Genomic DNA, 25,744 nt, shown 5'->3' with positions numbered 1-25,744 from the left:
GCGGGCCAGGAGCTTGAGAGCTCTGTGTAACCTGATTGTAACCCCCGGCGAGCTGTACTTGTGATGCGGGTCACGGCATGGACTGAACGTCATGCATAGGGACCGGCCCACAGTTAGCAAGGGAAAGAGGAAACATGCCTGAGACTCCAAATGGCGTGGTCGGGGCGTGGCTGGCGCGGTTCGATGAGGCGCTGCGCAGCCACAACACCGACGACGTGCTTGAGCTATTCGACGACGATTCGTACTGGCGCGACTTCGTCTCCTTCACCTGGAACCTCAAGACCCTGGAGGGCAAGGAGGAGATCCGGCGGATGCTGGATGCGACCCTGGACGACGCGCAGCCCAGCAACTGGACCCTGGCCGAGGACGCCACCGGCGACGCTGCCAACGCCGAGGCGTGGGTGAATTTCGAGACCGCCCAGGCCCGCGGCTACGCCCATCTGCGGCTCCGGAACGGCAAATGCTGGACCCTGCTCACCACCATGCAGGAGCTCAAGGGCTTCGAGGAAAAGAAGGGTGCCAACCGGGAGAAAGGCGTCGCCCGCGAGATCACCAAGGGCCGCAAGTCCTGGCTGGAGCTGAAGGAAGAGCAGGAGGCCCGGCTCGGCTACGAGGACCAGCCCTACACCGTCATCGTCGGCGGCGGCCAGGGCGGGATCGGGCTGGGCGCACGGCTGCGCCGGCTCGGCGTGCCCACCATCATTATCGAGAAGAACGAGCGTGCCGGCGACTCCTGGCGGAACCGCTACAAGTCCCTGCACCTCCACGACCCGGTCTGGTACGACCACCTGCCCTACATCAAGTTCCCGGACGACTGGCCGGTGTTCGCGGCCAAGGACAAGATCGGCGACTGGCTGGAAAACTACACGCGGATCATGGAACTGAACTACTGGTCCAAGACCGAGTGCACCAACGCGCGCTTCGACGACACCGCACAGGAGTGGGTCGTGGAGGTAGTGCGCGACGGCGAACCGGTCACCCTGCGCCCCCAGCAGCTCGTCTTCGCCCTCGGCGTCTCGGGGTATCCGAGCGTTCCCGCGTTCGACGGCGCCGACTCCTTCCTGGGGGAGCAGTACCACTCGTCCAAGCACCCGGGCGGCGGGGACTGGACCGGTAAGAAGGCCGTGGTTATCGGCTCCAACAACTCGGCGCACGATATCTGCGCCGATCTCTGGGAGCACGGCGCGGACGTCACCATGGTCCAGCGGTCCTCGACCCACATCGCCCGCAGCGAATCCCTCATGGACCTGGCCCTCGGCGGCCTGTACTCCGAGCAGGCGCTCGCCAACGGCGTCACCACGGAGAAGGCCGATCTGCTGTTCGCCTCGCTGCCGTACCGGATCCTGCCCGAAGCGCAGATTCCGGTCTATGCGGAGATGGCCGAGCGGGACGCCGAGTTCTACTCCCAGCTGGAGGCCGTCGGCTTTGACCTGGACTTCGGCGTGGACGGCTCCGGCCTGTTCCTCAAGTACCTGCGGCGCGGCTCGGGCTACTACATTGACGTCGGCGCCTCGCAGCTGATCATCGACGGCCGGGTCAAGCTCGCCAACGGCGAGGTCGGCAAGATCACCGGGAACGCCGTCGTGATGGCCGGCGGTGCGGAGCTGGAGGCGGACGCCATCATCTACGCCACCGGCTACGGGTCCATGAACGGGTGGCTGGCCGATCTGGTCTCACCCGAGGTCGCCGACGCCGTCGGGAAGTGCTGGGGCTTCGGCTCCGACACTCCCAAGGATCCGGGGCCGTGGGAAGGCGAACTGCGCAACATGTGGAAACCCACCAACGTGGACAACCTGTGGATCCATGGCGGCAATCTGCACCAAAGCCGCCACTATTCCAACTATCTGGCGCTGCAGCTCAAGGCCAGGATGGAGGGGCTGCCGACGCCGGTTTTCGAGCGTCAGCCCACGCACCACACGCGCTGACCCGGACGGGCCGTGACAATCACAGCCCCGGGAACCACACTGGGGGTGACGGTCTCCTTGTGAGAATCCAACGACATGCCGTGGATGCGCCCGACCGGGCGCATCCACGGCCCGTAATGCGAAGGAACAACCCATGAAAGCAGCACGATTCCATGCCCGTGAGGTCCTCCGGATCGAAGACATTCCGGAACCGGAACTGCGCCCCGGAGCAGTGAAGATCGCCGTCGCCTGGTGCGGGATCTGCGGCACTGACCTCCATGAATTCCTGGAAGGGCCGATCTTCACCCCGCCGCCCGGCCACCCCCACCCGGTTTCCCACGAGGAAGCACCGGTCACCCTGGGACACGAATTCTCCGGCACGGTCGAGGAACTGGGGGAGGGCGTGACCGGGCTCGCCGTGGGGGACAGCGTGGTGGTGGAACCCTATATCGTCTGCAACGAATGCGGCCCGTGCCTCAGCGGCCACTACAACCTGTGCACCAAACTCGGCTTCATCGGCCTGGCGGGCGGCGGCGGGGGCCTGAGTGAGAAGGTCGTCGTCGACACCCGGTGGGTCCACCCCGTCGGCGACATCCCGCTGGACGAAGCCGCCCTCATCGAACCCCTCGCGGTGGCCTACCACGCCGTCGGCAGGGGCGACGTCAAAGCCGGGGACGTCGCCGTCGTCGGCGGTGCGGGCCCGATTGGCCTGCTGACCGCGGCGGTCCTCAAGGGCCTGGGCGTCACCACAATCGTCACCGAGCTGTCGGCGGCCAGGAAGGAAAAAGCGGTGTCCTCGGGCGTCGCGGACCATGTGCTGGACCCGAGCACTGATGACGTCAAGGCGCGGGTGCTGGAACTGACGGCCGGCGCGGGGGCCGACGCGGCCTTTGAATGTGCCGGCGTGAATGCCGTGCTGGACACCATGCTCGATGTTGTGAAGCCGGCCGGCGTCGTCGTCAACGTCTCGATCTGGGGGCGCCCGGCCACCGTGGACATGCAGAAGGTCGTCCTGAAGGAAATCGACCTGCGCGGCACCATCGCCTACTGCGGCGATCACGCGGCCGCGATCAAGCTCGTCCAGGAGGGCAAGGTTGACCTGAAACCGTTCATTACGGGTCGGATCGCCCTGGATGATCTCGTGGACAAGGGCTTCGACACCCTGATCCACCACAACGACACCGCGGTCAAGATCATCGTCCACCCGAAGTGATCCGGGTCTCACCCGGAATAGTTGCAGACGCTACGCAGTTGTGGCCAGTGAACCCAATCCCTGGTGAAAGGAACTGCGCATGCTGTTTTCCCCGATGACTCTCGGCGAGCTGGAACTGCCCAACCGACTTGTGATGGCGCCGCTGACCCGCGTCCGCTCCGGCAAGGAGGGCATTCCCGGCCCGCTGGTTGTCGAGCACTACCGGCAGCGGGCATCCCTCGGCCTGATCGTCAGTGAGGGCACCTATCCAAGCCCGGCCGGCCGGGGATTCCCGGGCCAGCCGGGCCTGGTCACCGAGGAACAGCTCAAGGGCTGGGCCGAGGTCACCGCTGCCGTGCACGCCGAGGGCGGCCGAATCTTCGCCCAGGTCATGCACGCCGGACGCGTCACGCACGAGGACACCAACGGTGGCCACCAGGTGGTCGCGCCCAGCGCCATCGCGATCGACGGCGAGACCCGCACCTACGAGGGGAAAAAGCCGTTCCCCGTCCCGCACGCCCTGACCGCCGAAGAACTGCCGGGCATCGTCCAGGAGTTCGTCACGGGGTCCCGCAACGCGATTGCGGCCGGGTTCGACGGCGTCGAGCTGCACTCTGCGAACGGGTACCTGCTGCACGAATTCCTGGCGCCGTCCGCCAACCAGCGCGACGACGTCTACGGCGGCTCGCCCGCGAACCGCGCGCGCTTCGTCATTGAAGTGGCCCGGGCCGTGGTGGACGCGGTTGGCGCGGACCGGGTCGGAATCCGCATCTCACCCGAGCACAATGTCCAGGGTGCCACCGAACTGGACGCGGCCGATGTCACCGAGACCTACAAGGTTCTGGTCGATGCCCTGGCGCCCCTGAAGCTCGCCTACCTGAGCGTGCTGCACAAGGACCCCACCACCAGTGAGCTGGTGCAGGATCTGCGCACCCGTTTTGGCGGAACCTTCCTGCTGAACTCGGGCTTCGGCGTCATCACCACCCGCGAGGAAGCAAAGGCGTTGGTCGCCGACGGCCATGCTGACGCCGTCGTCGTCGGACGCCCGGCCATCGCGAACCCGGACTTGGTCCGCCGCTGGCGTGAAGGACTCCCGGTCAACGAGCCGGACCCGTCCACCTTCTACAGCGACGGTGCCGAGGGCTATACCGACTACCCGGCTTACCAGAACTAGCACCGTCCGGCGGCACGGCACCGCCACCACCACCACGGGACATGTCCCCCCGCCGCCACCGTGCCCACGGGACATGTCCCCCCGCCGCCACCAACAGTGGGCAGAATGCCATTCTGCCCACTGTTCGCCTTTAAGGATGGGCATGTCCCGCGGGCGAGGGCGTGAAGGATGGGCATGTCCCACGGGCGAGGGGGTGAAGAATGGGCATGCCCCGTGTGAGCGACTGGAGGACTTCAGGATTCGGCCAGTCCTATAGGATTTGATCATGCAACCAGCTTCGCCCGGGAGCCGGCCTGAGGCCCGCCCCGCCGGCCGTCCCGTCAGCCGCCAGGTCCTGGCTGATCACGTTTATGAAGAGCTCCTGGCATCGCTCATGGACGGGCGGCTTGAGCCCGGGGCCGCGGTGAGCATCGACGGCACCGCCAGGGAGCTCGATGTGTCACCGACGCCGGTGCGGGAAGCGCTGGCACGGTTGGAGCACACCGGCATGGTGCGGCGGGTGGCGCTGAAGGGCTACCGGGTTGCACCCATGTTCACCAGGGAAGACTTCGCTGAGCTCATGGAGGCACGCCTGGCGATTGAGCCCGTCAACGCCCGCCTCGCCTGCGGCCGCTTGACGCCAGGGCGGCTCGCTGAACTGGGGCAGGCGGTCGCTGACCTCAAAACCGCGCCGCGAGGTCCGTCGTTCGCCGAGTATCGCGACTATCTGGAAGCGGACGAGAGGTTCCACCGGCTGATCGCGGAACTTACCGGCAACCAGTTCATGGTCGCCGCCTATGCGGCCCTCGGCGGGCAGGTTCAGCGTTTCCGCCTCTTCGGGGGAGTCGGCATCACCGACGCTGAAAATGCCATTGCCGAGCACCAGGCAGTCCTGGACGCCTTCGCTTCCGGTGACCCGGAGAAAGCCGCCCATGCGATGGCGGACCACGTGCAAAAGGTGCGTGGCCGCGCCATCGCCGACGCCCCGGCCGGCTGATCCCCGCCCCAGGCTGAGCTCAATCCGAGCTCTATTCGGGCTGACTCCGGGGGATTATCCGCCGTCCGACCAGCGCGCCAACCCTGGGTGTTCGCGGGGCCTTCCCCTCCCGGAGACTGCCCTATAGGATCTTTGATTGTTGCCAGAAACCCGGATGTGATCTTGACAACATCCTTTGGATAGTAAATCCTATAGGAAACAGGATTCCACGAAGGAGTGAACCCATGGCTTACACAGCCGAAAACTGGCCCATCACGGCAGCGCTGCTGCAGTTCCCGGGAACCGACGCGCAAGGTAACCACGTCAACGACGCCGAGGCCTCCGCGTGGGCCGAAGTCCTCACCGAGGTCAAGGACGCGGGCTTCACCAACGCGGACCTCACCGACAGCTGGGTCCGCCCCGGTGACCTCAGCCCCGCCCGCCTCGCCGAATTCAAGCAGACCGCCGCAACCGTGGGCATCGGCATCCCCGTCATCTCCGCCATCCGCCGTAGCGTCATCGAGGAAGGCAACTGGGAAGCGAACCTGGCCTACAGCCACCGCACGATCGACGCCGCCGCGGAGCTCGGCTGCGAGGTTGTCTCCTTCGGGCTGCACCAGGCCATCACCGCGGAGCAGCAGAAGCAGCTCTGGTTCTGGACCGTCGAGGGCTACAAGGACCCGGTGGGGGACAAGGAAACCTGGGACAAGGCCGTGACACGCCTGCGGGAGCTTGGCCGGCACGCGGCCGAGGTCGGCGTGCTGCTCTCGCTCGAAATGTACGAGGACACCTACCTCGGCACCGCCGACCAGTCCGTGCAGCTGGTCCAGGACATCGGGCTGGCCAACGTCGGCATCAACCCTGACATCGGCAACTTGATCCGGGTGCACCGCCCGATCGAGGACTGGCGCGAGATGGTCGCCAAGATCCTCCCGTACTCCAACTACTGGCACATGAAGAACTACATCCGCGATGAGGATGTGGCCCGTGACAGCTACGTCGCCATGCCCGCACCGATGGAAAGCGGCCTGATCAACTACCGCGAGGCGTTCAAAACGGCGCTCTCCGTTGGCTTTCAGGGCATCCTCTGCACCGAGCACTACGGCGGCGATGGCCTCAGCGTTACGGCCAGCAACCAGGACTACCTCCGCCGCCAGGTCCTGCCGAAGACCGACGGCTACGCCCTGGGCCAGAGCCTGGTGGCACAGGGCCGGCAGCTGCCCGCAGCCACGGCACTCGCCGGCGTCTGAACCGGGTTAGTGCGGCCGTCAAGCCGTTTGGGGGGCGGCCGCACCACCGGGGGATTCCCCGTATTTACTGCTCCACCACGGATTCAATCTTCTCCAACACGGATTCAATGAGGAAACCATGACCCAGATCTTCGACAACCCCGCTGACTTTGCGGATGAAGCGTTGGACGGCTTTGTGGCGGCCAACCGCGGGTACGTTGCCCGCGTGGACGGCGGCGTCGTCCGCTCCACCGAGATACCGGCCGGGCAGGTCGCCCTCGTCGTCGGCGGCGGCTCCGGCCACTATCCGGCCTTCGCCGGTCTCGTGGGACCCGGCCTGGCCGCGGCCTCGGCCTGCGGCAACATGTTCGCATCCCCCGCAGCCGGCCAGGTCTACCGCGTGGCGAAGGCCGCCAATGCCGGCGGAGGCGTGCTGCTGAGCTACGGCAACTACGCCGGGGACGTCCTGCACTTCGGCCAGGCCCAGCTCCGCCTCAACGCCGAAGGCATCCAGACCCGCACCGTCCTTGTCACGGATGACATCGCCAGCGCCCCTCTGGACCAGATCGAGAAGCGCCGCGGAATCGCCGGCGACCTGACCGTCTTCAAGATCGCCGGCGCCGCCGCCGAAGCCGGACTGAACCTGGACGACGTCGAACAGCTGGCCATCCGGACGAACTACCGCACCCGCTCACTCGGCGTGGCCTTCGACGGCTGCACCCTGCCGGGAGCCGACGGCCCGCTGTTTTCCGTCCCCGCAGGACAGATGTCCCTGGGCCTGGGCATCCACGGCGAACCCGGAATCTCCGAGCACCCGATGCCCACCGCCTCGGAACTCGCCGACCTGCTCGTCACGAAACTCCTCGCCGATAAACCCCACGACGCAGGTGACCGCGTCGTCGCGATCGTCAACGGCCTCGGCACCGTCAAATACGACGAACTGTTCCTGCTCTTCGGAAAAATCGAAATGCTCCTCCTTGGGGCCGGACTCACCGTGGTGGAACCCGAATGCGGCGAGCTCGTCACCAGCCTGGACATGTCCGGACTCTCCCTGACCCTGCTCTGGCTCGACGACGAACTGGAGCAGTACTGGGCGGCCCCGGCCGACACCCCGGCGTTCCGCAAGGGCAACCTCGCGCCGCGGCGTGCGCGCCAACTGGCCGCCGCGGGCGCGGAAGTGGCGTCCGCCGTCGAACGCCCCACCCCGGCCGCGGCAGAGCTCGGCCGGCAGGCCGTCGCAGTGCTCCGCCAGGTGCGGGACGTCGTCGTCGAGCACGAAGAGGAACTGGGCCAGCTGGACGCCATCGCCGGCGACGGCGACCACGGCATCGGGATGCGCCGCGGCGTGGACGCAGCGGTCACCGCCGCTGAGAAGGCGGCCGCGGCCGACGGCGGCGCCTCGCCGGCGCACGTCCTGACGACCGCGGGGGAGGCCTGGAGCGAACGCGCCGGCGGTACCTCCGGCGCGCTCTGGGGTTCCGCGATCATCGCTGCAGGACTGGCCCTGGGAAACCGGGAGAGCTACAGCGGCGGGGACGCGGGCGCCACAGTCAGCGCCTTCGTCGACGCCATCACCGAACTCGGCAAGGCCGAATTGGGCGACAAGACCATGGTCGACGCCCTCGTGCCGTTCAGGGACTCCTTCCTCGCTGCCGTCGACGCAGGCACCTCAGTGGCTGCCTCGCTCGCCGCAGCAGCGGAAGCCGCCACGGCCGCCGCGGACGGGACGTCCGGGTTGCGTCCGCTCAAAGGCCGCGCCCGGCCGCTCGCGGAAAAGAGCCTCGGCCACCCCGACCCCGGCGCGGTGTCCTTCGCGCTCATCGCCACCCGGATATCCACCCACACCGAAACTTCAGACACAGTAACCCGGCCCGCTAACTCGGAGCCGTCGGAACAAGGAGCACGAGCATGAGCACAACAACAGGCTGGCGCATCGTCGTCGGCAACGACGAGGCCGGCGTCGAGTACAAGAACGCACTCAAGGCACTGCTGGAGGCCGATCCGCGCGTCGCATCCGTGCAGGACATCGGAGTCGGCGCCAACGATTCCACCGCCTACCCCCACGTCGCCGTCGAAGCCGCACGCAAAGTGGCCGAGGGCGAAGCCGACCGGGCCCTGCTGATCTGCGGCACGGGCCTGGGCGTGGCCATCGCGGCCAACAAGGTCCCCGGCATCCGTGCCGTCACCGCGCACGACAGCTACTCGGTGGAACGCTCCGTGCTCAGCAACAACGCCCAGGTGCTCACGCTCGGGCAGCGTGTCATCGGCCTGGAACTCGCCAAAAACCTCGTCACCCAATGGCTGGGCCACCACTTCGACGAAACCTCTTCCTCCGCCGCCAAGGTGGACGCCATCTGCTCCTATGAGCCCGTCTACACGAAGGCAGTCTGATCATGACCGAATCAACCACCACCGCTGCGGCCATTAACGCCGCCCGCAAGATCGCCGTCGTCGGCTCCGGCTACATGGGCGGCGGGATCGCGCAGGTCCTGGCGCTCGGCGGTGCCCGGGTGGCCCTGGCCGACGTGTCCGCCGAAGTGGCACAGAAGAACTACGGGCGGCTGCTGGCCGAATCCGACGAGTTCGTCGCCGCCGGCCTCTTCCCGGAAGGCTCCACCGCCATTCTGAAGGCGAATCTCTGGGCCGCCAAGGACATCGAGGAAGCCGTGGCCGACGCCGACTTCATCGAGGAAGCCGTCCCCGAAGTCATCGCCATCAAGCACCAGACGCTAGCGCGCATCAGCGCCGCCGCCCGCCCGGACGCCATCATCGGGTCCAACACCTCCACGATCTCCATCGCGGAGCTGTCCGAGCCCGTCGCCAACCCGGGCCGGTTCCTGGGCGTGCACTTCTCCAACCCCTCGCCGTTCATCCCCGGCGTGGAAATCATCCCTCACGCCGGCACCTCGGCGGCCACCATCGGCGCTGTCCGTGACCTGGTCCACGCCGCCGGCAAGCAGACCGCCGTCGTCAAGGACGTCACCGGGTTCGTACTCAACCGCCTCCAGTACGCCCTGTTCCACGAGGCCGCCCAGCTGGTGGAGCAGGAGATCGCGACGGCGGAGGACATCGACACCCTGGTCCGCACCACCTTCGGCTTCCGGCTGCCGTTCTTTGGACCGTTCGCCATCGCCGATATGGCAGGGCTGGACGTCTACAACTTCTGCTACAAGTCGCTGCAGACGGAATTCCCGGAGCGCTTTGCGACGCCGAAGGTCCTCAGCGACCTCGTCGACGCCGGCAAGCTGGGCACCAAGACCGGTGCCGGTTTCCTCAACGTCCCCGCCGAGCGCACCCCGGAACTCATCGCCTACCGGAACAAGGCGTACGTGGCCATGCAGAAGCTCATCGATGAGCTTGGCCCCGCCCCCATCAACTGAGCCCCTCCACTTTCACACTTTTAGGAGCACTCCCATGAGCACTTTCCCCGCTGAACGCACCGCCATCATCACCGGCGCCGTCTCCGAGCGCGGCATCGGCCGGGCGACCGCCAACTACCTGGCGGCCCAGGGCTGGAACATCGGCATCATCGATCTCGACGACGCCCGGTGCAAGGCGGCGGCCAAGGAACTGGCCGCGGAACACGGGGTCCAGGCGTTCGGCGCCGGCGCCAATGTCGGCGACGAGGCATCAGTCCGCGCCGCCATCGACGCGATCGAGGCCGAACTGCCGCAGATCGTCGCCCTGGCCAACGTGGCCGGCGTCAGCTCCCCGGTCCCGTACCTGGAACTCGACGCGGCCGAATGGGACCGGGTACTCAGCATCAACCTCAATGGCGTCCACTACGCCACCCGCCGGGTCGCCGAGTCCATGGTCAAAAACCGGATCGGCCGCATCGTCAACATCTCCTCCGTCTCCGCCCAACGCGGCGGCGGCACCTTCTCCAAGACCCCGTACTCGGTGGCCAAGGCCGGTGTGATCGGGCTGACCCGCTCCACCGCCCGCGAACTCGGCGAGTACGACATCACGGTCAACGCCATCTCTCCGGGCCCCATCGACACCGACATCATGGGCGGCACGCTGAGCCAGGAGCGCAAGGACGAACTCACCAAAGACCTCGTGGTGAACCGGGTGGGCTCCACCCGGGACATCGCGGCCGCCATCGCCTTCCTCATCAGCGAGGACGCCGGCTACATCTCCGGCCAGACGCTGAATGTCGATGGCGGACTTTACATGCACTAGGGAAGAAGCATTGTGGCACAACACAACAACACCCCGACCTCAGGGTTCGCGTCCTGGAGCAAGGGACGGAAGCTTTACCTCGCCGTCGGAATCCTCGCCTGCCTGGCCGGAATCATGATCATCGCTCTCTCACGCTAGAAGATTTCCGCTCCTGCACAACCCCTGATTCGCTCACCTGACTTACTCAACGAGGAGTTTTGATGTCCGTAGTAACAACGTCCACCAGGGACCTTCTGGAAACGCCGGTACTGAAATCGGCGATCTCCAAGGCATCCCGCCGGCTTATGCCCATGCTGGTCATCCTCTACGTGGTCGCGTTCCTGGACCGCACCAACGTGGGCTTCGCCGAAGCCGCCCTGGGCGTGGACAAGGGCATCACCGCCGGCGCCTACGCCTTGGGTGCCGGAATCTTCTTCATCGGCTACGCGCTCTTCGAAATCCCCAGCAACCTGTTGCTGACGAAGTTCGGCGCCAAGGTCTGGCTCGCCCGGATCGCCATCACTTGGGGCATCGTCTCCGCCTGCTTTGCGTTCGTCCAGGGCGAGACCTCGTTCATCATCCTGCGGTTCCTGCTCGGCGTCACCGAGGCCGGCCTGTTCCCGGGCGTCATTATGTTCCTCGCCGCGTGGTTCCCCAACAAGGTCCGCGTCAAAATGTTCGCCATCTTCTACCTGGCGCAGCCCTTCTCGCAGATGATGGGCGCACCTCTCTCCGGCTGGCTCATCAACATCGGCGACCAGGTCCCCGGTGTCCAGGGCTGGCAGGTCATGTTCTTCGTTGAAGGCATGCTGGCGGTTGTCGCCGGTATCGCTGCGTTCTTCTTCCTCATCAACAGCCCGCAGGACGCCAAGTTCCTGAACAAGGACGAGAAGAACGCGCTCCTGGAGGTCATGGCGCTGGAGGACACCGTCAAGGAAGAAACCGGCCCGCGCGGCGTGCTCGCGGCGATGAAGAACGGCAAGGTCTGGTACTTCACCGTCATCTACTTCTGCCTGCAGATTGCCGTTTACGGTGTGACGTTCTACCTGCCGCAGCAGGTGGCCCAGCTGACCGGCCAAAAGGTCGGCCTCGCCGTCGGTCTGATGGCCGCGATCCCGTGGTTCTTCGGCATCTTCGCCTGCTACTTCATCGGCAAGGCAGCCAACACCGTGGCCCGCCGCCGCAACTGGGGCACCGGGCTGTTCATCTCCACCGGGTTGTGCATCTTCGGCTCCGCATGGGCCGGCGCGAACCACATTCCGGCACTGGGCATCATCTTCATCACCCTGGCCGTCTGCAGCTTCCTGTCCATCGGCCCCATCGCCTGGTCCTTCCCGACGGCGTTCCTCACCGGAACGGCCGCCGCCGCAGGCATTGGCCTGATCAACTCCTTGGGTAACCTCGGCGGCTTTGTCGCCCCGATCCTGCGGACCTCGGTCAACCAGATGACGGCCTCCGACACGGGGACCATGGGTGTGTACGCGCTGGGTGTTCTGCCCTTCCTGGCCGCGGCGATGATGTTCGCCACCAAGCGGTTCAAGAACAAGGCGGACGAGCTTCTGGAACAGCAGCCCTCCGTCCAGACCGGCGCACCCGGATCCAAGTAGGAAGCAACACCAATGCAGCAGCACCACCCCGGCCAGACGACCAGCGGCAGCATCCTGGTCGGTGTCAGCACCAAGATGTACCTGGGCTACCTGGACAGCCTGGACTGGCTGGGGCAGCTGCGCCGTGAAGTGGACACCCGCCCGGCCCTCGCGGCCGGGCGGGTTGTCCCGTTTGTCATTCCGTCGTTCCCGGTCCTGCCGGCGGCCGCCGGGCTGCTGCACGGTTCACCGCTGCTGCTTGGCGCGCAGAACTGCGGCTGGGCGGACGGGCCGTGGACCGGGGAAGTCGCCCCGTCCATGCTCGCCGAGCTTGGCGTCAGCCTCGTTGAAATAGGCCACGCCGAACGCCGCCGGCACTTCGGCGAAGACGACGCCATGATTGCCCGCAAAGTGAGGGCTGCGGCTGACGCGGGGCTGACGCCGCTGCTCTGTGTGGGAGAGCCCGACGGCGGCAGTGCCGCCGGCGCCGTTGAATTTGTGTACCGCCAGATCCGGTCGGCGGTCGAAAGTGACTGGGCGCTTGCGGCCGGGCTCGTCATCGCCTACGAACCCGTCTGGGCCATCGGTGCGGCGGAGCCCGCAGGCGCCGGCTACGTGTCCGACGTCGTCCGGCGGCTCAGGAGCCACCTCGCCGCCTCCGGGCTGGAGGGTCTGCCGGTCATCTACGGCGGCTCGGCCAAACCGGGGCTCCTGCCCAGGCTCGACGGCGTCTCCGGCCTCTTCCTGGGCCGGTTCGCCCACAACCCCGCGAACTTCGGCGCCGTGCTGGATGAGGCACTCCTGTTGGATGAAGCACGCCAGACTGGCTGAAACACGGCACAGTTCCCGGTGGACATGTCCAGTCCCAGCGGTGAACAGTGGGCAGAATGCCATTCTGCCCACTGTTCATGCTTAAGAATGGGCATGTCCCGCGGGCTTGGCCAGGAAGAATGGGCATGTCCCGCGGTGGGAGCTCGAAGGATGGGCATGTCCCGTCTAGCTGGCGGCGACCGACCGCTGGCACAGCCCGATGAATCCGCCCAGCTGCTCCAGGCCCTTGGGGTGGGCGGGGAGGTAGTTGGTCAGCTCGGGCGCGCGGACCACGACGGCGCGCCACTGGCCGCGTGACACCGCCACATTGATCCGGTTGCGGGAGAGCAGGAATTCCATTCCACGCGGAGCGTCGGCCACCGCGGAACACGCCATGGACACGATCACCACCGCAGCCTCCTGGCCCTGGAACTTATCGACGGTTCCCACCCGGACGCCGGCAAGGGCCGCGGCATCGAGTGCGTCGCGGATCACGTTGACCTGGGCGTTGTAGGCGGCGACCACCAGGATGTCCGCGACGGCCAGCGGCCGGGTGCCCTGTTCCGAGTGCCAGCCCAGCCCCAGATGGCGCCGCACCTGGCGGACGACCTCGGCGGCTTCCTCGGCCGACAACGTGACGTTGCCGCGGTGCTCCACCATGACGGTTTCGATCCCGGCCGGTATTCCTTCGAGCCGCCGGCGGACCGCAGCCGGAGCCGAGCGCAGCTTCCCTTCGTAGGAGAGTTCGGAGACGGCCCGGCATAACTCGGACGTCATCCGCCACGAGTCGGCCAGGAAATAGCCCAGGTCCGGCGGCAGCGTGGCATGACCGGCCGAAACCCAGCCCAGCGCTGACTCGTCCACTGGCTCGGGGTGCGCGCCCTGGCTGACCTGCGGCAACTGCTGGGGATCACCGAGCAACAGCAGGCGGCTGCTGGCCTGCTCCACGGCCAGGGTGTTGGCCAGCGAGAATTGCCCGGCCTCGTCGATCACCAGCAGATCCAGCGACCCCGCTGGGACGTTGGCTCCCGTCATCGTCCAGGCTGTCCCGCCGATGAGCGCCCCGCCCGGCGAGCCCAGCAGGCGCGCGACGTCCTTCGCCGAACGCTGCTCCCAGGGAAGCGGCTCCGCGTGTTTCACTTCCTTGGCGACCAGGGACGGGTTGACGCCGGCCTTGGTCACAGCGGTCTTCAGCAGGTTCTCGACCACCGCATGGGACTGCCCGACGACGCCGATTTTCCACCCCCGGTCCACCAGCCGGGCGATGACATGCGATCCCACATGGGTCTTGCCGGTTCCGGGCGGCCCTTGGACGGCCAGGTAGGAGTGGTCAAGGGCCAGCACTGCCGAAGTGATGGCGTCGATGAAGCGGTCCGGCCCCTCGCCCGGCGCGGGCAGAGCCGCCCCGGAGGCAAGCTTCGGAGGAACCCGGCGGATGAGATCCAGGGCCGGATGTCGCGGGAACACCGGCGGGTTGGACTGCAGTCCCGCTGCGACGTTGGAGGCCAGGGACGCCAGGGCGTCCTCCAGGCTCTTGGTCTGGATGGGCTGGTCCTCGGTCAGCGCGACAGGGACCTGGAAATACGGTTCGGTGTTCCTGCGCAGCTTGTCCCGGATGATGACGGTGTCCTTGCCGTCCTCGTGGCCCAGGTCCAGCACCTCGGTGCCGAACCAGCCGTTGCGTCCGGTCCTGTTGATCCCCGTGCCCTCCAGCCCGGCCGGCAACGGCGGCTCATACATGCGGAACCACGTGCTGCCCACACGGAGGTCCGAGCCCGGACTGACCGTGCCAACCAGCTTCACCTTCCGCTCCGGAAGTTTGGCGCCATCCTTCCACCAGTCCTCCAGCACCTCCGCATCCTCGACCAGGAAGACGTTGCGGTCCTGCTGGTGATGCGTGTCGGGGCCGTTCTCGCAGCGGTCGAAGTGCGCCCACCAGAAAGCCTTGCGCTCCCGCCGGTGATAGCTGACCGCGGCCGCCAGAATGGAAACCGCCTTCCGGTCGTCCTCGGACAGCCCGACGGCGGCTTCCGCCAGCCCGCCAAGCGCCGCTTCCAGCGGGTCCAGGTCAGCTGCACCCGGCGCGGCATCCACCAGCCCGGCCAGCGACGCTTCCAGTGGGTCCAGGTCAGCGTCCCCCAGCCCGTCGCCGGCCGTGGACCCGTCGCCGGCCGTGGACCCGTCGCCGGCCCCGGACGGCTTGACCCCGCGCTCCCGCGCCAGCCCGAGGAGCCAGTTCCGGAGCTTCAGTGTGGAGAGGCAGTCGTATTCGTTGTAGTCGGAGATCCCGGCGAGGATGCTGGCCGCTTCCTCATACCGCTCATCGTCGCGCGCATCGCAGTAGTGGGCATAGGCCACCACCGAGGCGCCGGCGTCCTTCACAACCCCGGAGCGCAGATTCGTCCCCATGTAGAGCGGCTCGAGTTTCTTGATGCTGTAGGAATTCTCGGAGATGCGGATACTGTTGCGGACGCTCTGGTACAGATCCACCAGGAGCCCCTCGCGCAGCCAGTGGTCGACGATGTCCTCGCCGGCAACGTGCATTACGGAGAGCTTCCGGAGTGCCGTCTTCTCGTAGGCCGCATAGTGGTAGACGTGCATGTCCGGGTGGACCTGGCGGCGTTTCTGCACATAGTCCAGGAAATCGAGGAAGGCCTGCTTTTCCGCTTCCCGGCTGTGCGCCCAGAACGGCCGGAACACTCCCGGGACGCCGGGACCGGCCGGCGCTTCGATGACGCCGAACAGGTACTCCAGTCCCCAGACCCCTGTGGCGCTTTCCTGCCACAGCGGATCGCCCTCGAAGTCGAAGAAAATGTCCCCCGCGCTGGGTGGCGGCAGTTCGGCCAGCGTGTTTTCCAGGACGACCCGGTAGCTGATGCTGTGTTCCGCTCCGTCCTTGAGGTACCGGACTCCGCCGTCGGAAGCACCGACCCCACTCTGCATCCTCGCCTGGTCCTGCAGGCGCAGGAGTGCGCCGTTCGCCCCGGGAAGACGGGCCTCCGCGAGCTCCTTGACCGTGAAGATGTTCTGTCCGTGGAGCGTCTTGCGCTGCGCCGAGTTCATCCGCGCCACGAGCAGCAGATCGTCGGTGGCCGCGACCTGCTCCTGGCAGTAGTCGCAGCGGCCACAGGCGCTCAGCCCGGGCGCGCCCCAATGCGCGGTCCCGGGCTGCGCCAGATGCGAAGAGGTCAGCGTCAGGAAGCGGTCCCGCCGCTCGCGGAAGACCGGCAGGATTTCCGAGAGTTTATGGTGGCTGCGGACGTAGTCGAAGCCGCCGCCCGGGAGCGGGACCGTCGCGCCGAGGACCAGGGTCACCACCGGGGACGGTGGGATCCCGGCCTTGAGTAGCTGATCGCCGTAGGCGGCCAGCTGGAGCAGCGCGGTCACTTTCGCGTGCCGGGCCAGTTTGGTGTCGAATACGGCGTAGCTGCCGTCGGCCTGGCGGACCAGGAAGTCGGAGCGGCCGTGGAACTGGCCGTCGAAGAAGGCGGCCTGGAATACAACGTCGGCGCCGGAGCGCAGGGCGTCGAGGGATTCCCGATGCTTGGCCAACAGGGTGGCGCGGTCCATGGTTGCTGCGGGCACGACGTCGTACACGCCGCGACCGGAGGCCGGATCCCAGTGCCCGAACTCCTCGACGAAACCGTCGAGGACCTTGTGCTCGTGGCGGTCACCCAGCACGGCTGCATGCTGGAGCATCTCGTCGGCGTCAAAGGCGGCCTTGGGCGAGCGGCCGAGCTTCTCGTCGAGTTTGCGCAACAGCTGGTACTCACAGCTGGCCGCCGTGACGAGGTCGCTCGCGGAGAAAACCAGGTCCTGTGCGGTACCGGCTACTTCCGGTTCAAGAAAAAACACTGTGCCCCCGATGTTGATGCGCCGCGGATGTATCGGCTTGCCGCCTTAGACATGCAGGCAGCACAGCCGGTCCGTCTGCTATTCAAGCTATCAAAGCCCTCTGACAATTGAGCAGGAACCAGCCACCAGCCACGAGCAAGCATTAACGGGCAAAGACCGTTGTTTCCCGTAGGGGGATCGGCGTAGGGTCTGAGGACCATGACTGAACAGCAACCCTATGAACTCGTCCAGCGTTTCGCGCACTTCGAGCTGCGCCGCTATCCCGCGTACGTGGTGGCCGGGATTCATGTCAATGCAACGTTTGACCGGGCCGGGAATGCTGCCTTCCGGCACCTGTTCAACTACATCAGCGGCAGCAACAGCGCCCGACAGAAGCTGGCGATGACGGCTCCGGTGATCCAGGAGCCAGGGCCCTCACAGAAGCTGGCGATGACCGCCCCGGTGCTCCAGAGCGGTCCGCTGCCTGGAAGCGAAGGTACCGCTGACTTTGAGGTTGCCTTCGTGCTCCCCGCAGAGATGACGGCGGAGACGGCTCCGGTCCCGGCGAACCCCCAAGTCAAGATCCGGACGGTCCCCGGGTCCCTGGCGGCAGTTCTGCAGTTCTCCGGCAGCGGCTCGGAAGCTGCTTTTGAACGGCGCAACACCGGCCTCCAGGCGGCGCTGGTGCTGGCTGGGCTGACGCCGGTGGGGCCGCCACGATTCGCCCGCTTTGATCCGCCGTTCAAACCGTGGTTCCTGCGCCGCAACGAGGTTGTCCAGGACGTGCAGGAGCCGCTTCCCGAGTCAGGCGAGCCCGGCCCCTGAGCCGGGTAAGGCAAAATGGCAGGGTGACCCAACTCCCGCAGCGCCCCGCCAGTTCAGCCCCCGCACCGCCGCCGCGGACTCCGTCCGCCAGGACGCGGGCCCCGCAAGCGCAGGCCCCACAAGCGCGGGCCCCGCAAGCGCAGGCCCCACAAGCGCGGGCCCCGCAAGCGCAGGAGTCCGGCATCGCCGCCCAGATCGCCGCCGAGCTCGGCGTGCAGGCCTGGCAGGTCAAGGCGGCCGTGGACCTGCTCGACGCCGGCTCCACCGTGCCGTTTATCGCCCGCTACCGCAAGGAAGCCACCGGGACACTCGACGACACCCAGCTCCGTGAACTGGACGAGCGGCTGCGCTACCTCCGCGAACTGGAGGACCGCCGCCGGACCGTTCTGGAGGTGATCGCCGCGCAGGGTGCCCTGACGCCGGAACTCCAGGCCGCCGTCGTGGGTGCCGATACGAAGTCGCGGCTGGAGGACATTTACCTGCCGTTCAAGACCAAACGGCGGACCAAGGCGCAGATCGCCCGCGAGGCCGGACTGGAGCCGCTCGCCGACGCCCTGCTGCAGCGGCCGGAGCTCGATCCGGAACGCGAAGCCGCCCGGTACGTCAACGACGAACATTCCATCGTCGACGCCGCCGCAGCGCTCGCCGGCGCCCGCGCCATCCTGGTGGAACGCGTCGCGCAGGACCCCGACCTGGCCGCCACGCTGCGGGAGCGGCTCTGGACCCAGGGCCGGATGGTCTCCCGCGTGAAGAAGGGCAAGGACGCCGAGGGGCAGAAGTTCAAGGACTACTTCGAGTTCTCCCAGCAGCCGTCCGGGATGCCCTCGCACCGCGTCCTGGCGCTGCTGCGCGGCGAGAAGGACGGGGTGCTGGAGCTGGACCTAGCCGAGGCCGAACCGAACGACGACGCCGCCCTTACCGCTGCGCGCGGCCGTTACGAAGCCGCCGTGGCCCGGTTCCTCGGCGTCGCCGACCGCGGCCGGCCCGCCGACGCGTGGCTGCTGCAGACCGCGCAGCTCGCCTGGCGCTCGCGGGTGCTGGCCCGGCTGACCGCGGACCTGCGAAGCCGGATGTTCGCTGCCGCCGAGGACGAGGCTGTGCGGGTCTTCGCCGCCAATCTCCGCGACGTGCTCCTCGCCGCACCGGCCGGGAACCGCGCCACCCTGGGCCTTGACCCGGGACTGCGCACGGGAGTGAAGGTCGCGGTGGTGGACGGCACCGGGAAGGTGGTGGCGACGGACACGATCTACCCCCATGCCCCGGCCCGGAAGTGGGACGAGGCGCTGCGGACGCTCGTGGGCCTGGCGCGGAAGCACCACGTCGAACTTGTGGCGATCGGCAATGGCACCGCGTCGCGGGAGACGGACAAGCTCGCCGCGGACCTGCTCAAGCAGCTCACGGCCTCCGGTCCTGCCGCGTCGCCGGCCACAGCCAAACCGCAGAAAATCGTGGTCTCCGAAGCGGGCGCCTCGGTCTATTCCGCGTCCGCGCTGGCCTCCGCCGAGCTGCCGGGGATGGATGTGTCCCTGCGGGGAGCCGTGTCCATCGCCCGGCGCCTGCAGGATCCGCTCGCGGAGCTGGTGAAGATCGAGCCGAAGTCGATCGGCGTCGGGCAGTACCAGCACGACGTCACGGCCGCCAAACTCGACCGCAGCCTCGATGCCGTCGTCGAGGACTGCGTGAACGCTGTGGGGGTGGACGTCAACACCGCTTCCCCGGCGCTGCTGAGCCGGGTGGCCGGCGTTGGGCCGCTGCTGAGCGAGAACATCGTGGCGTACCGGAACGAACACGGCCCGTTCAGCAAACGCAGCGAGCTGAAGAAGGTGCCAAGGCTCGGCGCCAAGGCGTTCGAACAATGCGCCGGATTCCTGCGGATCACCGGGGGAGCGGAGCCGCTGGACGCCTCCAGCGTGCACCCGGAGGCGTATCCGGTGGCGCGGAAGATCAAGGCCGCCGCCGGCGGGAAGGGGCCTGCGGGAAGCTACGCCGCCTTGAACCCGCGGGACTTCGTTGACGGGTCCTTCGGCCTGCCCACGGTGCAGGACATCATCGCCGAGCTCGAGAAGCCCGGGCGGGATCCGCGGCCGGCCTTCGCCGCGGTGGCCTTTGCGGAGGGCATCGAGAAGATCTCGGACCTCAGGCCGGGGATGGTGCTGGAGGGGACGGTGACCAATGTGGCGGCGTTCGGCGCGTTTGTCGACGTCGGCGTGCACCAGGACGGCCTGGTGCACGTCTCCGCGCTGGCCAACCGCTTTGTCTCCGATCCGCGGGAGGTGGTCAAGTCCGGCCAGATGGTGCGGGTCAAGGTGCTGGAGGCCGATCCGGAGCGGAAACGCATCTCGCTGACGCTGCGGCTCGACGACGAACCTGCGGCCGCCGGATCGGCCGCCGGCGGCTCCCGTGCCGGTGGGCGTGCGGCTGACCGGCCAGACCGCGCGCGACAGGCGGCTCAGCAGGCCCCGACGATGCAGGGGCCGTCGCAGCGAGCGCCGACAAGGCAGCCTTCCAGTACGCCCTCCGGCCAGCCGTCCGGCAAGCCGGCACCCGACCGGAGGAATCCCGCCAGGCAGCCGCAGAAAACGGCGCCTGTGCCAGCGCCCGCCAACACGGCGATGGCCGAGGCACTCCGGAAGGCTGGACTCGGCAGGTAAGCAGACCGTTCATCGCGAAGTAGCCTGACCACTTATCGCGGATTTCCTACCGCTCGTCGCATAAGTAGTACGTTTGCTGTCGATTTGCACCATGATTGCCGGAGGCAACGGCCCATATCGGGTCCCTTCGCCTCTACGCCGTTGGGACACCGACGTCTTCGACAAGTATTGGGAGCACTTATGGGCTGGCTGGACCGTGACCGAACGATCGCCCCACCCGGATTCAACCGCTGGCTGGTGCCGCCCGCAGCGCTCGCAGTGCACCTGTGCATCGGCCAGGCATACGCGACGAGTGTCTACAAAACGGCGCTGGTGAAGCACTTCGGTGCGAGCCTGACCGAGATTGGCGTGATCTTCTCGATCGCCATCGTGATGCTGGGCCTCTCCGCCGCCATCATGGGCACGTGGGTGGATAAGAACGGCCCGCGCAAAGCGATGTTCACCTCGGCGATGTTCTGGGCCAGCGGCTTCCTGATCGGCTCGCTCGGCATCTTCAGCAGCCAGCTCTGGCTCGTCTACCTGGGCTACGGCTTCATCGGCGGCATCGGTCTGGGCATCGGCTACATCTCGCCGGTCTCCACCCTGATCAAATGGTTCCCGGACCGGCCGGGCCTCGCGACCGGCATGGCCATCATGGGCTTCGGCGGCGGTGCCCTAATCGCCAGCCCGGTCTCCACCGCGCTGCTGAAAATGTACGATCCGAACTCCGGCGCCAAGGGCTGGGTGGCCAGCGGCGACTCCGTCGGCAAGCTTTTCCTGACCCTCGCGGTCGTGTACCTCGCCTACATGATGTTCGGCGCCTTCACCATCAAGGTCCCGGCCGAGGGCTGGAAGCCGGACGGCTTTGACCCCTCTAAGGTCAAGGCTGCCACGCTCGTCACCACTGACAACGTCTCCGCCAAGAACGCCGTCAAGACCAGGCAGTTCTGGCTCGTTTGGATCGCCCTCTTCTGCAACGTCACCGCCGGCATCGGCATCCTGGAGCAGGCCGCCCCGATGATCCAGGACTTCTTCCGCCAGTCCGACGGCGTGTCCCTGGTCAGCGCCGCCGTCGCCTCCGGATTCGTCGGGCTGCTCTCGATCGGCAACATGTCCGGCCGCTTCGCCTGGTCCGCAACCTCGGACATGACCGGCCGCAAGCGCATCTACATGATGTACCTCGGGGCCGGTGCCGTGCTCTACATGGTCCTGGCACTCGCCGGATCCTCCAGCACCTTCCTCTACGTGGCGCTCGCGTTCGTCATCATTTCCTTTTACGGCGGCGGCTTCGCGACCGTCCCGGCCTACCTGCGGGACCTCTTCGGCACCTTCCAGGTCGGGGCGATCCACGGCCGGCTCCTCACCGCCTGGTCCGCGGCCGGCATCGCCGGGCCGCTCATCGTCAATGCGTTCCTGGACGCCCAGGGCAAGCCCGGCCAGCTGACCGCCGCGTCCTACCAGCCGGCACTGCTGACCATGGTGGGGCTGCTGGTCATCGGCTTTGTGGCCAACCTCCTGGTCAAACCGGTCGACGCCCGGTTCCACGAACCACGCCCGGACCGTGTCCGGGCCGAAGAACCCGCCATGGAGGCCTGAGATGAGCACTGCACAGACATCGGTGAAACAGTCCACCGGGAAATTGACCGTCGCCTGGGCGCTGGTCGGAGTGCCCCTGGGCTACGGCGTGTACGAAACCCTGACCCGGGTGGCGGCACTGTTTGGCTGACACCGCGCAGGAGTCCGTGGCAACCGCACACGCCGCTGCCGCCGCGTTCACGCCCGCGGAGACCTTCACCACCCGCCCCACGCTGCAAGGCACCTTCGGGATGAGCGCGTCAACGCACTGGCTGGCGACGGCGGCGGCGCAGGCCGTGCTCGAACGCGGCGGTAACGCGTTCGACGCCGCGACGGCGGGAGCGTTCGTGCTGCATGTCGTCGAGCCGCACCTCAACGGTCCCGGCGGCGACATGACCGGCGTCTTCGTCACCGCGGAGGCGCCGGGCACGCCGGTCGTCCTGATGGGCCAGGGCCCGGCCCCGGCCGGGGCTACCGTGGAGCACTATCTCACCGAAGGCCTGGAGCTCGTTCCGGGCTCGGGGGCCCTGGCCGCCGCGGTGCCCGCCGCCGTCGATGCCTGGCTCCTGCTGCTGCGCGACCACGGGACCTGGGAACTGGACGCGGTGCTGGAATTCGCGATCGGCTATGCACGCGACGGGCACCCGATGCTGGGCAGGGTCGGGACGACCATCGCGGCCGTGGCGGAGCTGTTCCAGACGCACTGGCCCACCTCGGCCGAGCTCTGGATGCCCGGCGGACGGATCCCGGCCGACGGGGAGCTGGTCCGGAACCCGGCCTACGCAAGGACCCTGCAGCTGTTGATCGGCGCCGGGGTGGCCGCTCCGCCGGAGTCTACGGGGGTTTCTCCGGTGGGGGTTCCGGTGGGGCAGTCCCGCGAGGGCAGGATCGACGCGGCCCGCCGCGAATGGCGCGAGGGCTTCGTGGCCGAGGCCATGGTGGACTCCGGCCAGGCCCCGCACCGGCATTCCTCGGGCACCGACCACCGCGGGGTTCTGACGATGGGGGACCTTGCGGGGTTCGAGGCAGGCTACGAGCCGGCAGCCACCGTTGAGTTCCGTGGGCACACCATCGCCAAGACGGGGCCGTGGGGGCAGGGCCCGGCGCTGCTGCAGACGCTCGCCCTGCTCGAGGGGTTCGAGGACGAGTACCTCGACCCGTCCACCGAGCTCGGGGCGCACACCATCCTGGAAGCCCAGAAGCTGGCCCTCGCGGACCGCGAAGCGTACTACGGCGATACGGACGTGCCCCTGGAGTACCTCCTGTCCGAGGAGTACTGCGCCCAACGCCGGATGCTGATTGGCGAGCGGGCCTCGCACGAGTTCCGGCCCGGTACCGTGCCCGGGCGGGCGCCGTACCTGCCGCCGCTGCGCACCCACTACACGCCGCCGGCACTTGCGGGGGAGGGATCCTCGGGGCTCGGGGCGGGGGAGCCCACCGTGGCGCCGAGCGGGGAGACCCGCGGCGACACCTGCCATATCGACGTCGTGGACCGCTGGGGCAACATGGTCTCCGCCACACCCTCCGGCGGCTGGCTCCAGTCCTCGCCCGCCATCCCGGAGCTGGGCTTCTGCCTCGGTACCCGGCTGCAGATGACCTGGCTGGAACCGGGCACACCGTCCACGCTGACACCGGGCAAACGGCCGCGCACCACGCTGACGCCGACCCTCGTGCTGCGCGGCGGCAAGGCCGTCACCGCGCTCGGTTCGCCGGGCGGTGACCAGCAGGATCAGTGGCAGTTGCCGTACCTGCTGCGCACGATTGTCGGCGGCTACTCGCCGCAGCAGGCCGTCGATGCCCCCACGTTTCATACGACATCGATGCCAGGTTCGTTCTGGCCGCGCACCTGGGAGCCCGGCGGCGCCGTAGTCGAGGACCGGCTGGGGGAGGATGTCATCGCGGGACTCGAACGCCGCGGCCATGTTGTCACCCGGGCCGGCGGCTGGACGCTGGGACGGCTGTCGGCGGTGGTGCGGGATCCTGAGACCGGGGTGCTGCAGGCGGCGGCCAACCCCCGCGGCGCGCAAGGGTACGCCGCTGGGCGTTAGCAAGCGGAGGCGTGCTGCCGGACGCTAGGCGCGGAGTTGTGGGCTCTGCGTCCCTCTCCCTGAGCCGCCTGGCGTGTCGGCTCGAGCGAGCAGGGCGTTTTAGTGTCTGAGCCGAGGAATTAGTTGAGCGCAATCAGGTTGCCTTCGGAGTCGTTCAGGAACGCGGATTTCGCCGGGCCGAAGTCCATCACGTCCCCGCTGGCCTTGCCTTCGACGCCTTCGACGCCTTCGACGCCTGCGAAGCTGGCAGGGCCGGCAGGCTTGAACGGAGCGCCCCGGGCTTGAGCCCCTCGAGGACTTCCTCGATGCCCGTGACCATGAAACTGACCACGGGGTAGGGCGGTGGAACGCGGTCCGGCATTTCGCTCAGCGCAATGCTCGAGCCGTTTGCCGCGCCGAACACCATGGGGTCGTCCGTTTCGCCGGTCAGCAGCTCGACGCCGAGAACGTCACGATAGAACCTTCGGGCCCGGTAGCCGTCTTGGGCGGGCAGGATTGGATTGACGTAGAAGCGGTTTAGCATGCCGGGCCTCCTCTCTCGCAGTGCGAGTGCGGATGCTTCCATCGTGGCAGAAGGCGGCTGCCTGCGGCGGGGCGGCGAGTCAACGCCTGTCAGCCGGCCGGTGCGAGCCGGTCCATGAAGCGGACCGACTCCGCGGCGATCTGCTGCTGTGCCTGTTCGCGGGACACGCTCGGCTCGCCGTCCCCGGGTTGGGCACCGTAGTCTCCGAAGAAGGCGTGCACGCCGCCTTCCACTGTTGCGAAGATGGCGGTCGGGGGAAGCAGAGGCTTCGACGCCGCGATCTTGTCCGGAGTGGTGAGGCCGTCGTTCGAGCCGGAGATCGACAACACCGCGAGGCCACCGGACTCCGCCATGCTGTCCGCGGGGTACGCGGCAAACAGCAGCAGTCCGGACACCTCGGGGGTCGACTGTGCAAAGGCTGACGCGCTGACTCCTCCCAGCGAGTGGCCACCAACCGCCCACGTGGTGATCTCGGGGTGCCGGTCGATGGTTGCGCGGGCCTGTCCTGGATGCAGCAGGGAGATGCCCAGAGGCACTTTCAAGATGACGACCAGATAGCCGGCGTTCGCGAGCGGGCGCAGGATGTCTTGATAGGCGCGCGCTTCAACCCGCGCCCCCGGGTAGAAGACGAGACCCGCGCTGGCCCTCCCTTCCGGGGCGAGGGTGATGGTGGTGGCGTCTTCGGTAATGCTCGTACGCGTGGTCCCAGGCGACCCCAGTGCCTGACCGGCGCTACCTCCGGGCTGGTACGTAAACGGATTGAGCCACGCCAGAGCCGCGACGAGGCACAAAGCAACAATGCGGCCCGCGAGGCCACGGAGCAGCTGCAGGCCCGACACGTGGCGCTGCGGCCGTTGGCGTCTTCGCAGGTTCTGGTGTTTGTCCAGGCTCCGGCGCTCGAGCAGAGGGGAGCGTGTGACCAGTCTGAACATCCAGAGGAGGCCCAGTATGGAAGCCGCCGAGAGGAGGATGTGCAGGGCGGGGTGGCCACCGAGGACGGCGCTGTTGCCAAGCAACATCCAGAGCGGGACCACGATCAGCGCCAAGACAGCGACGACGGCACTCCAGTGCAGGACTGCCGAGCTAAGGCGCGTCGAGTGTTCGGGGTCGTCCGGTCTGACATCCTTCACAGTTCGATGTTATCTCCATGATCGAGATAGCTGGATCATGGAATGCCCCAACGCCACCTTTGATCTTCGCGCTCGCTGCCCGCCGCCCGCCTGCGGCCTTTATCGGGCGCAGTGTCATGCTGCGGTGTTGAGGTCTGCGGGGCGGAAGTAGTAGTTGCGTCGGGGTTT

20 protein-coding genes are annotated in these 25,744 nt (G+C 67.5%); 17 read left to right on the top strand and 3 right to left on the bottom strand.

Annotated elements, in window-relative coordinates:
- The first annotated feature begins 134 nt into the window (after window positions 1-134).
- The 12 genes from QK291_RS11370 (at window position 135) to QK291_RS11315 (ending at window position 13,032) form a co-directional block, all read left to right on the top strand.
- Entirely contained in the window at window positions 135-1,925 is a 1,791-nt protein-coding gene (locus QK291_RS11370; protein WP_282381832.1) for an NAD(P)/FAD-dependent oxidoreductase, read from the top strand.
- Window positions 1,926-2,058: 133 nt separating this feature from the next.
- The gene (locus tag QK291_RS11365; RefSeq protein WP_282381829.1) at window positions 2,059-3,117 is read left to right on the top strand and encodes a 2,3-butanediol dehydrogenase; all 1,059 of its coding nucleotides are present in this window, start codon (window positions 2,059-2,061) and stop codon (window positions 3,115-3,117) included.
- A gap of 79 nt (window positions 3,118-3,196) precedes the next feature.
- Window positions 3,197-4,270, top strand: a complete 1,074-nt coding sequence (locus tag QK291_RS11360) for an alkene reductase (protein ID WP_282381827.1) — start codon at window positions 3,197-3,199, stop codon at window positions 4,268-4,270.
- A gap of 265 nt (window positions 4,271-4,535) precedes the next feature.
- Complete coding sequence (locus QK291_RS11355) at window positions 4,536-5,246, top strand: GntR family transcriptional regulator (RefSeq protein WP_282381825.1); 711 nt, start codon at window positions 4,536-4,538, stop codon at window positions 5,244-5,246.
- A 224-nt stretch (window positions 5,247-5,470) separates the two neighbouring features.
- Complete coding sequence (locus QK291_RS11350; RefSeq protein ID WP_282381822.1) at window positions 5,471-6,475, top strand: sugar phosphate isomerase/epimerase family protein; 1,005 nt, start codon at window positions 5,471-5,473, stop codon at window positions 6,473-6,475.
- Between the two features lie 118 nt (window positions 6,476-6,593).
- Window positions 6,594-8,366, top strand: coding sequence for a dihydroxyacetone kinase subunit DhaL (gene dhaL / locus QK291_RS11345; protein ID WP_282381820.1), 1,773 nt, complete (start codon window positions 6,594-6,596; stop codon window positions 8,364-8,366).
- On the top strand, window positions 8,363-8,845 hold the full coding sequence (locus tag QK291_RS11340) for a ribose-5-phosphate isomerase (protein ID WP_282381817.1): 483 nt from the start codon (window positions 8,363-8,365) through the stop codon (window positions 8,843-8,845). Before dhaL ends, QK291_RS11340 begins: the two co-directional genes overlap by 4 nt.
- A gap of 2 nt (window positions 8,846-8,847) precedes the next feature.
- Window positions 8,848-9,834 carry a 3-hydroxyacyl-CoA dehydrogenase family protein gene (locus QK291_RS11335; protein WP_282381815.1) on the top strand — a complete coding sequence of 329 codons (987 nt, stop codon included), beginning with the start codon at window positions 8,848-8,850 and terminating at the stop codon, window positions 9,832-9,834.
- Window positions 9,835-9,868: 34 nt separating this feature from the next.
- On the top strand, window positions 9,869-10,636 hold the full coding sequence (locus tag QK291_RS11330) for an SDR family oxidoreductase (protein ID WP_282381813.1): 768 nt from the start codon (window positions 9,869-9,871) through the stop codon (window positions 10,634-10,636).
- 12 nt (window positions 10,637-10,648) lie between these two features.
- On the top strand, window positions 10,649-10,774 hold the full coding sequence (locus QK291_RS11325) for a hypothetical protein (protein WP_282381810.1): 126 nt from the start codon (window positions 10,649-10,651) through the stop codon (window positions 10,772-10,774).
- A gap of 62 nt (window positions 10,775-10,836) precedes the next feature.
- On the top strand, window positions 10,837-12,222 hold the full coding sequence (locus QK291_RS11320) for an MFS transporter (RefSeq protein WP_282381809.1): 1,386 nt from the start codon (window positions 10,837-10,839) through the stop codon (window positions 12,220-12,222).
- Between the two features lie 12 nt (window positions 12,223-12,234).
- A complete protein-coding gene (locus QK291_RS11315) occupies window positions 12,235-13,032 on the top strand; it encodes a triose-phosphate isomerase family protein (protein ID WP_282381807.1) in 798 nt (265 codons plus the stop codon).
- A gap of 165 nt (window positions 13,033-13,197) precedes the next feature.
- On the opposite strand, the gene QK291_RS11310 is transcribed toward QK291_RS11315, so the two are convergent.
- On the bottom strand, window positions 13,198-16,866 hold the full coding sequence (locus QK291_RS11310; RefSeq protein ID WP_282381806.1) for a bifunctional RecB family nuclease/DEAD/DEAH box helicase: 3,669 nt from the start codon (window positions 16,864-16,866) through the stop codon (window positions 13,198-13,200).
- A 198-nt stretch (window positions 16,867-17,064) separates the two neighbouring features.
- Between QK291_RS11310 and QK291_RS11305 the strand changes: the two genes are divergently transcribed.
- The 5 genes from QK291_RS11305 (at window position 17,065) to QK291_RS11285 (ending at window position 23,923) form a co-directional block, all read left to right on the top strand.
- Window positions 17,065-17,670, top strand: a complete 606-nt coding sequence (locus QK291_RS11305; RefSeq protein WP_282381805.1) for a heme-binding protein — start codon at window positions 17,065-17,067, stop codon at window positions 17,668-17,670.
- Window positions 17,671-17,852: 182 nt separating this feature from the next.
- Window positions 17,853-20,321 (top strand): Tex family protein, encoded by a 2,469-nt coding sequence (locus tag QK291_RS11300; RefSeq protein ID WP_282382099.1) that lies wholly within the window; start codon window positions 17,853-17,855, stop codon window positions 20,319-20,321.
- A 180-nt stretch (window positions 20,322-20,501) separates the two neighbouring features.
- Window positions 20,502-21,896 carry an OFA family MFS transporter gene (locus QK291_RS11295; protein ID WP_282381804.1) on the top strand — a complete coding sequence of 465 codons (1,395 nt, stop codon included), beginning with the start codon at window positions 20,502-20,504 and terminating at the stop codon, window positions 21,894-21,896.
- A 1-nt stretch (window position 21,897) separates the two neighbouring features.
- Window positions 21,898-22,026: a hypothetical protein gene (locus tag QK291_RS11290; protein ID WP_282381802.1), complete on the top strand. Its 129-nt coding sequence runs from the start codon at window positions 21,898-21,900 to the stop codon at window positions 22,024-22,026.
- A gap of 100 nt (window positions 22,027-22,126) precedes the next feature.
- Entirely contained in the window at window positions 22,127-23,923 is a 1,797-nt protein-coding gene (locus tag QK291_RS11285) for a gamma-glutamyltransferase (protein WP_282382098.1), read from the top strand.
- 187 nt (window positions 23,924-24,110) lie between these two features.
- Here QK291_RS11285 and QK291_RS11280 read toward each other — a convergent pair whose 3' ends face one another.
- Both QK291_RS11280 and QK291_RS11275 read right to left on the bottom strand, forming a co-directional pair.
- Window positions 24,111-24,446 carry a hypothetical protein gene (locus QK291_RS11280; protein ID WP_282381800.1) on the bottom strand — a complete coding sequence of 112 codons (336 nt, stop codon included), beginning with the start codon at window positions 24,444-24,446 and terminating at the stop codon, window positions 24,111-24,113.
- Between the two features lie 89 nt (window positions 24,447-24,535).
- Window positions 24,536-25,576, bottom strand: coding sequence for an alpha/beta hydrolase (locus QK291_RS11275; RefSeq protein WP_282381797.1), 1,041 nt, complete (start codon window positions 25,574-25,576; stop codon window positions 24,536-24,538).
- Between the last annotated feature and the right edge of the window lie 168 nt (window positions 25,577-25,744).

The sequence above is a fragment of the Arthrobacter sp. AL12 genome (assembly GCF_029960645.1).
GTDB lineage: Bacteria > Actinomycetota > Actinomycetes > Actinomycetales > Micrococcaceae > Arthrobacter.
Note: the sequence above shows the minus strand (reverse complement) of the source record. Positions and strands in the feature narration are given on the sequence as shown.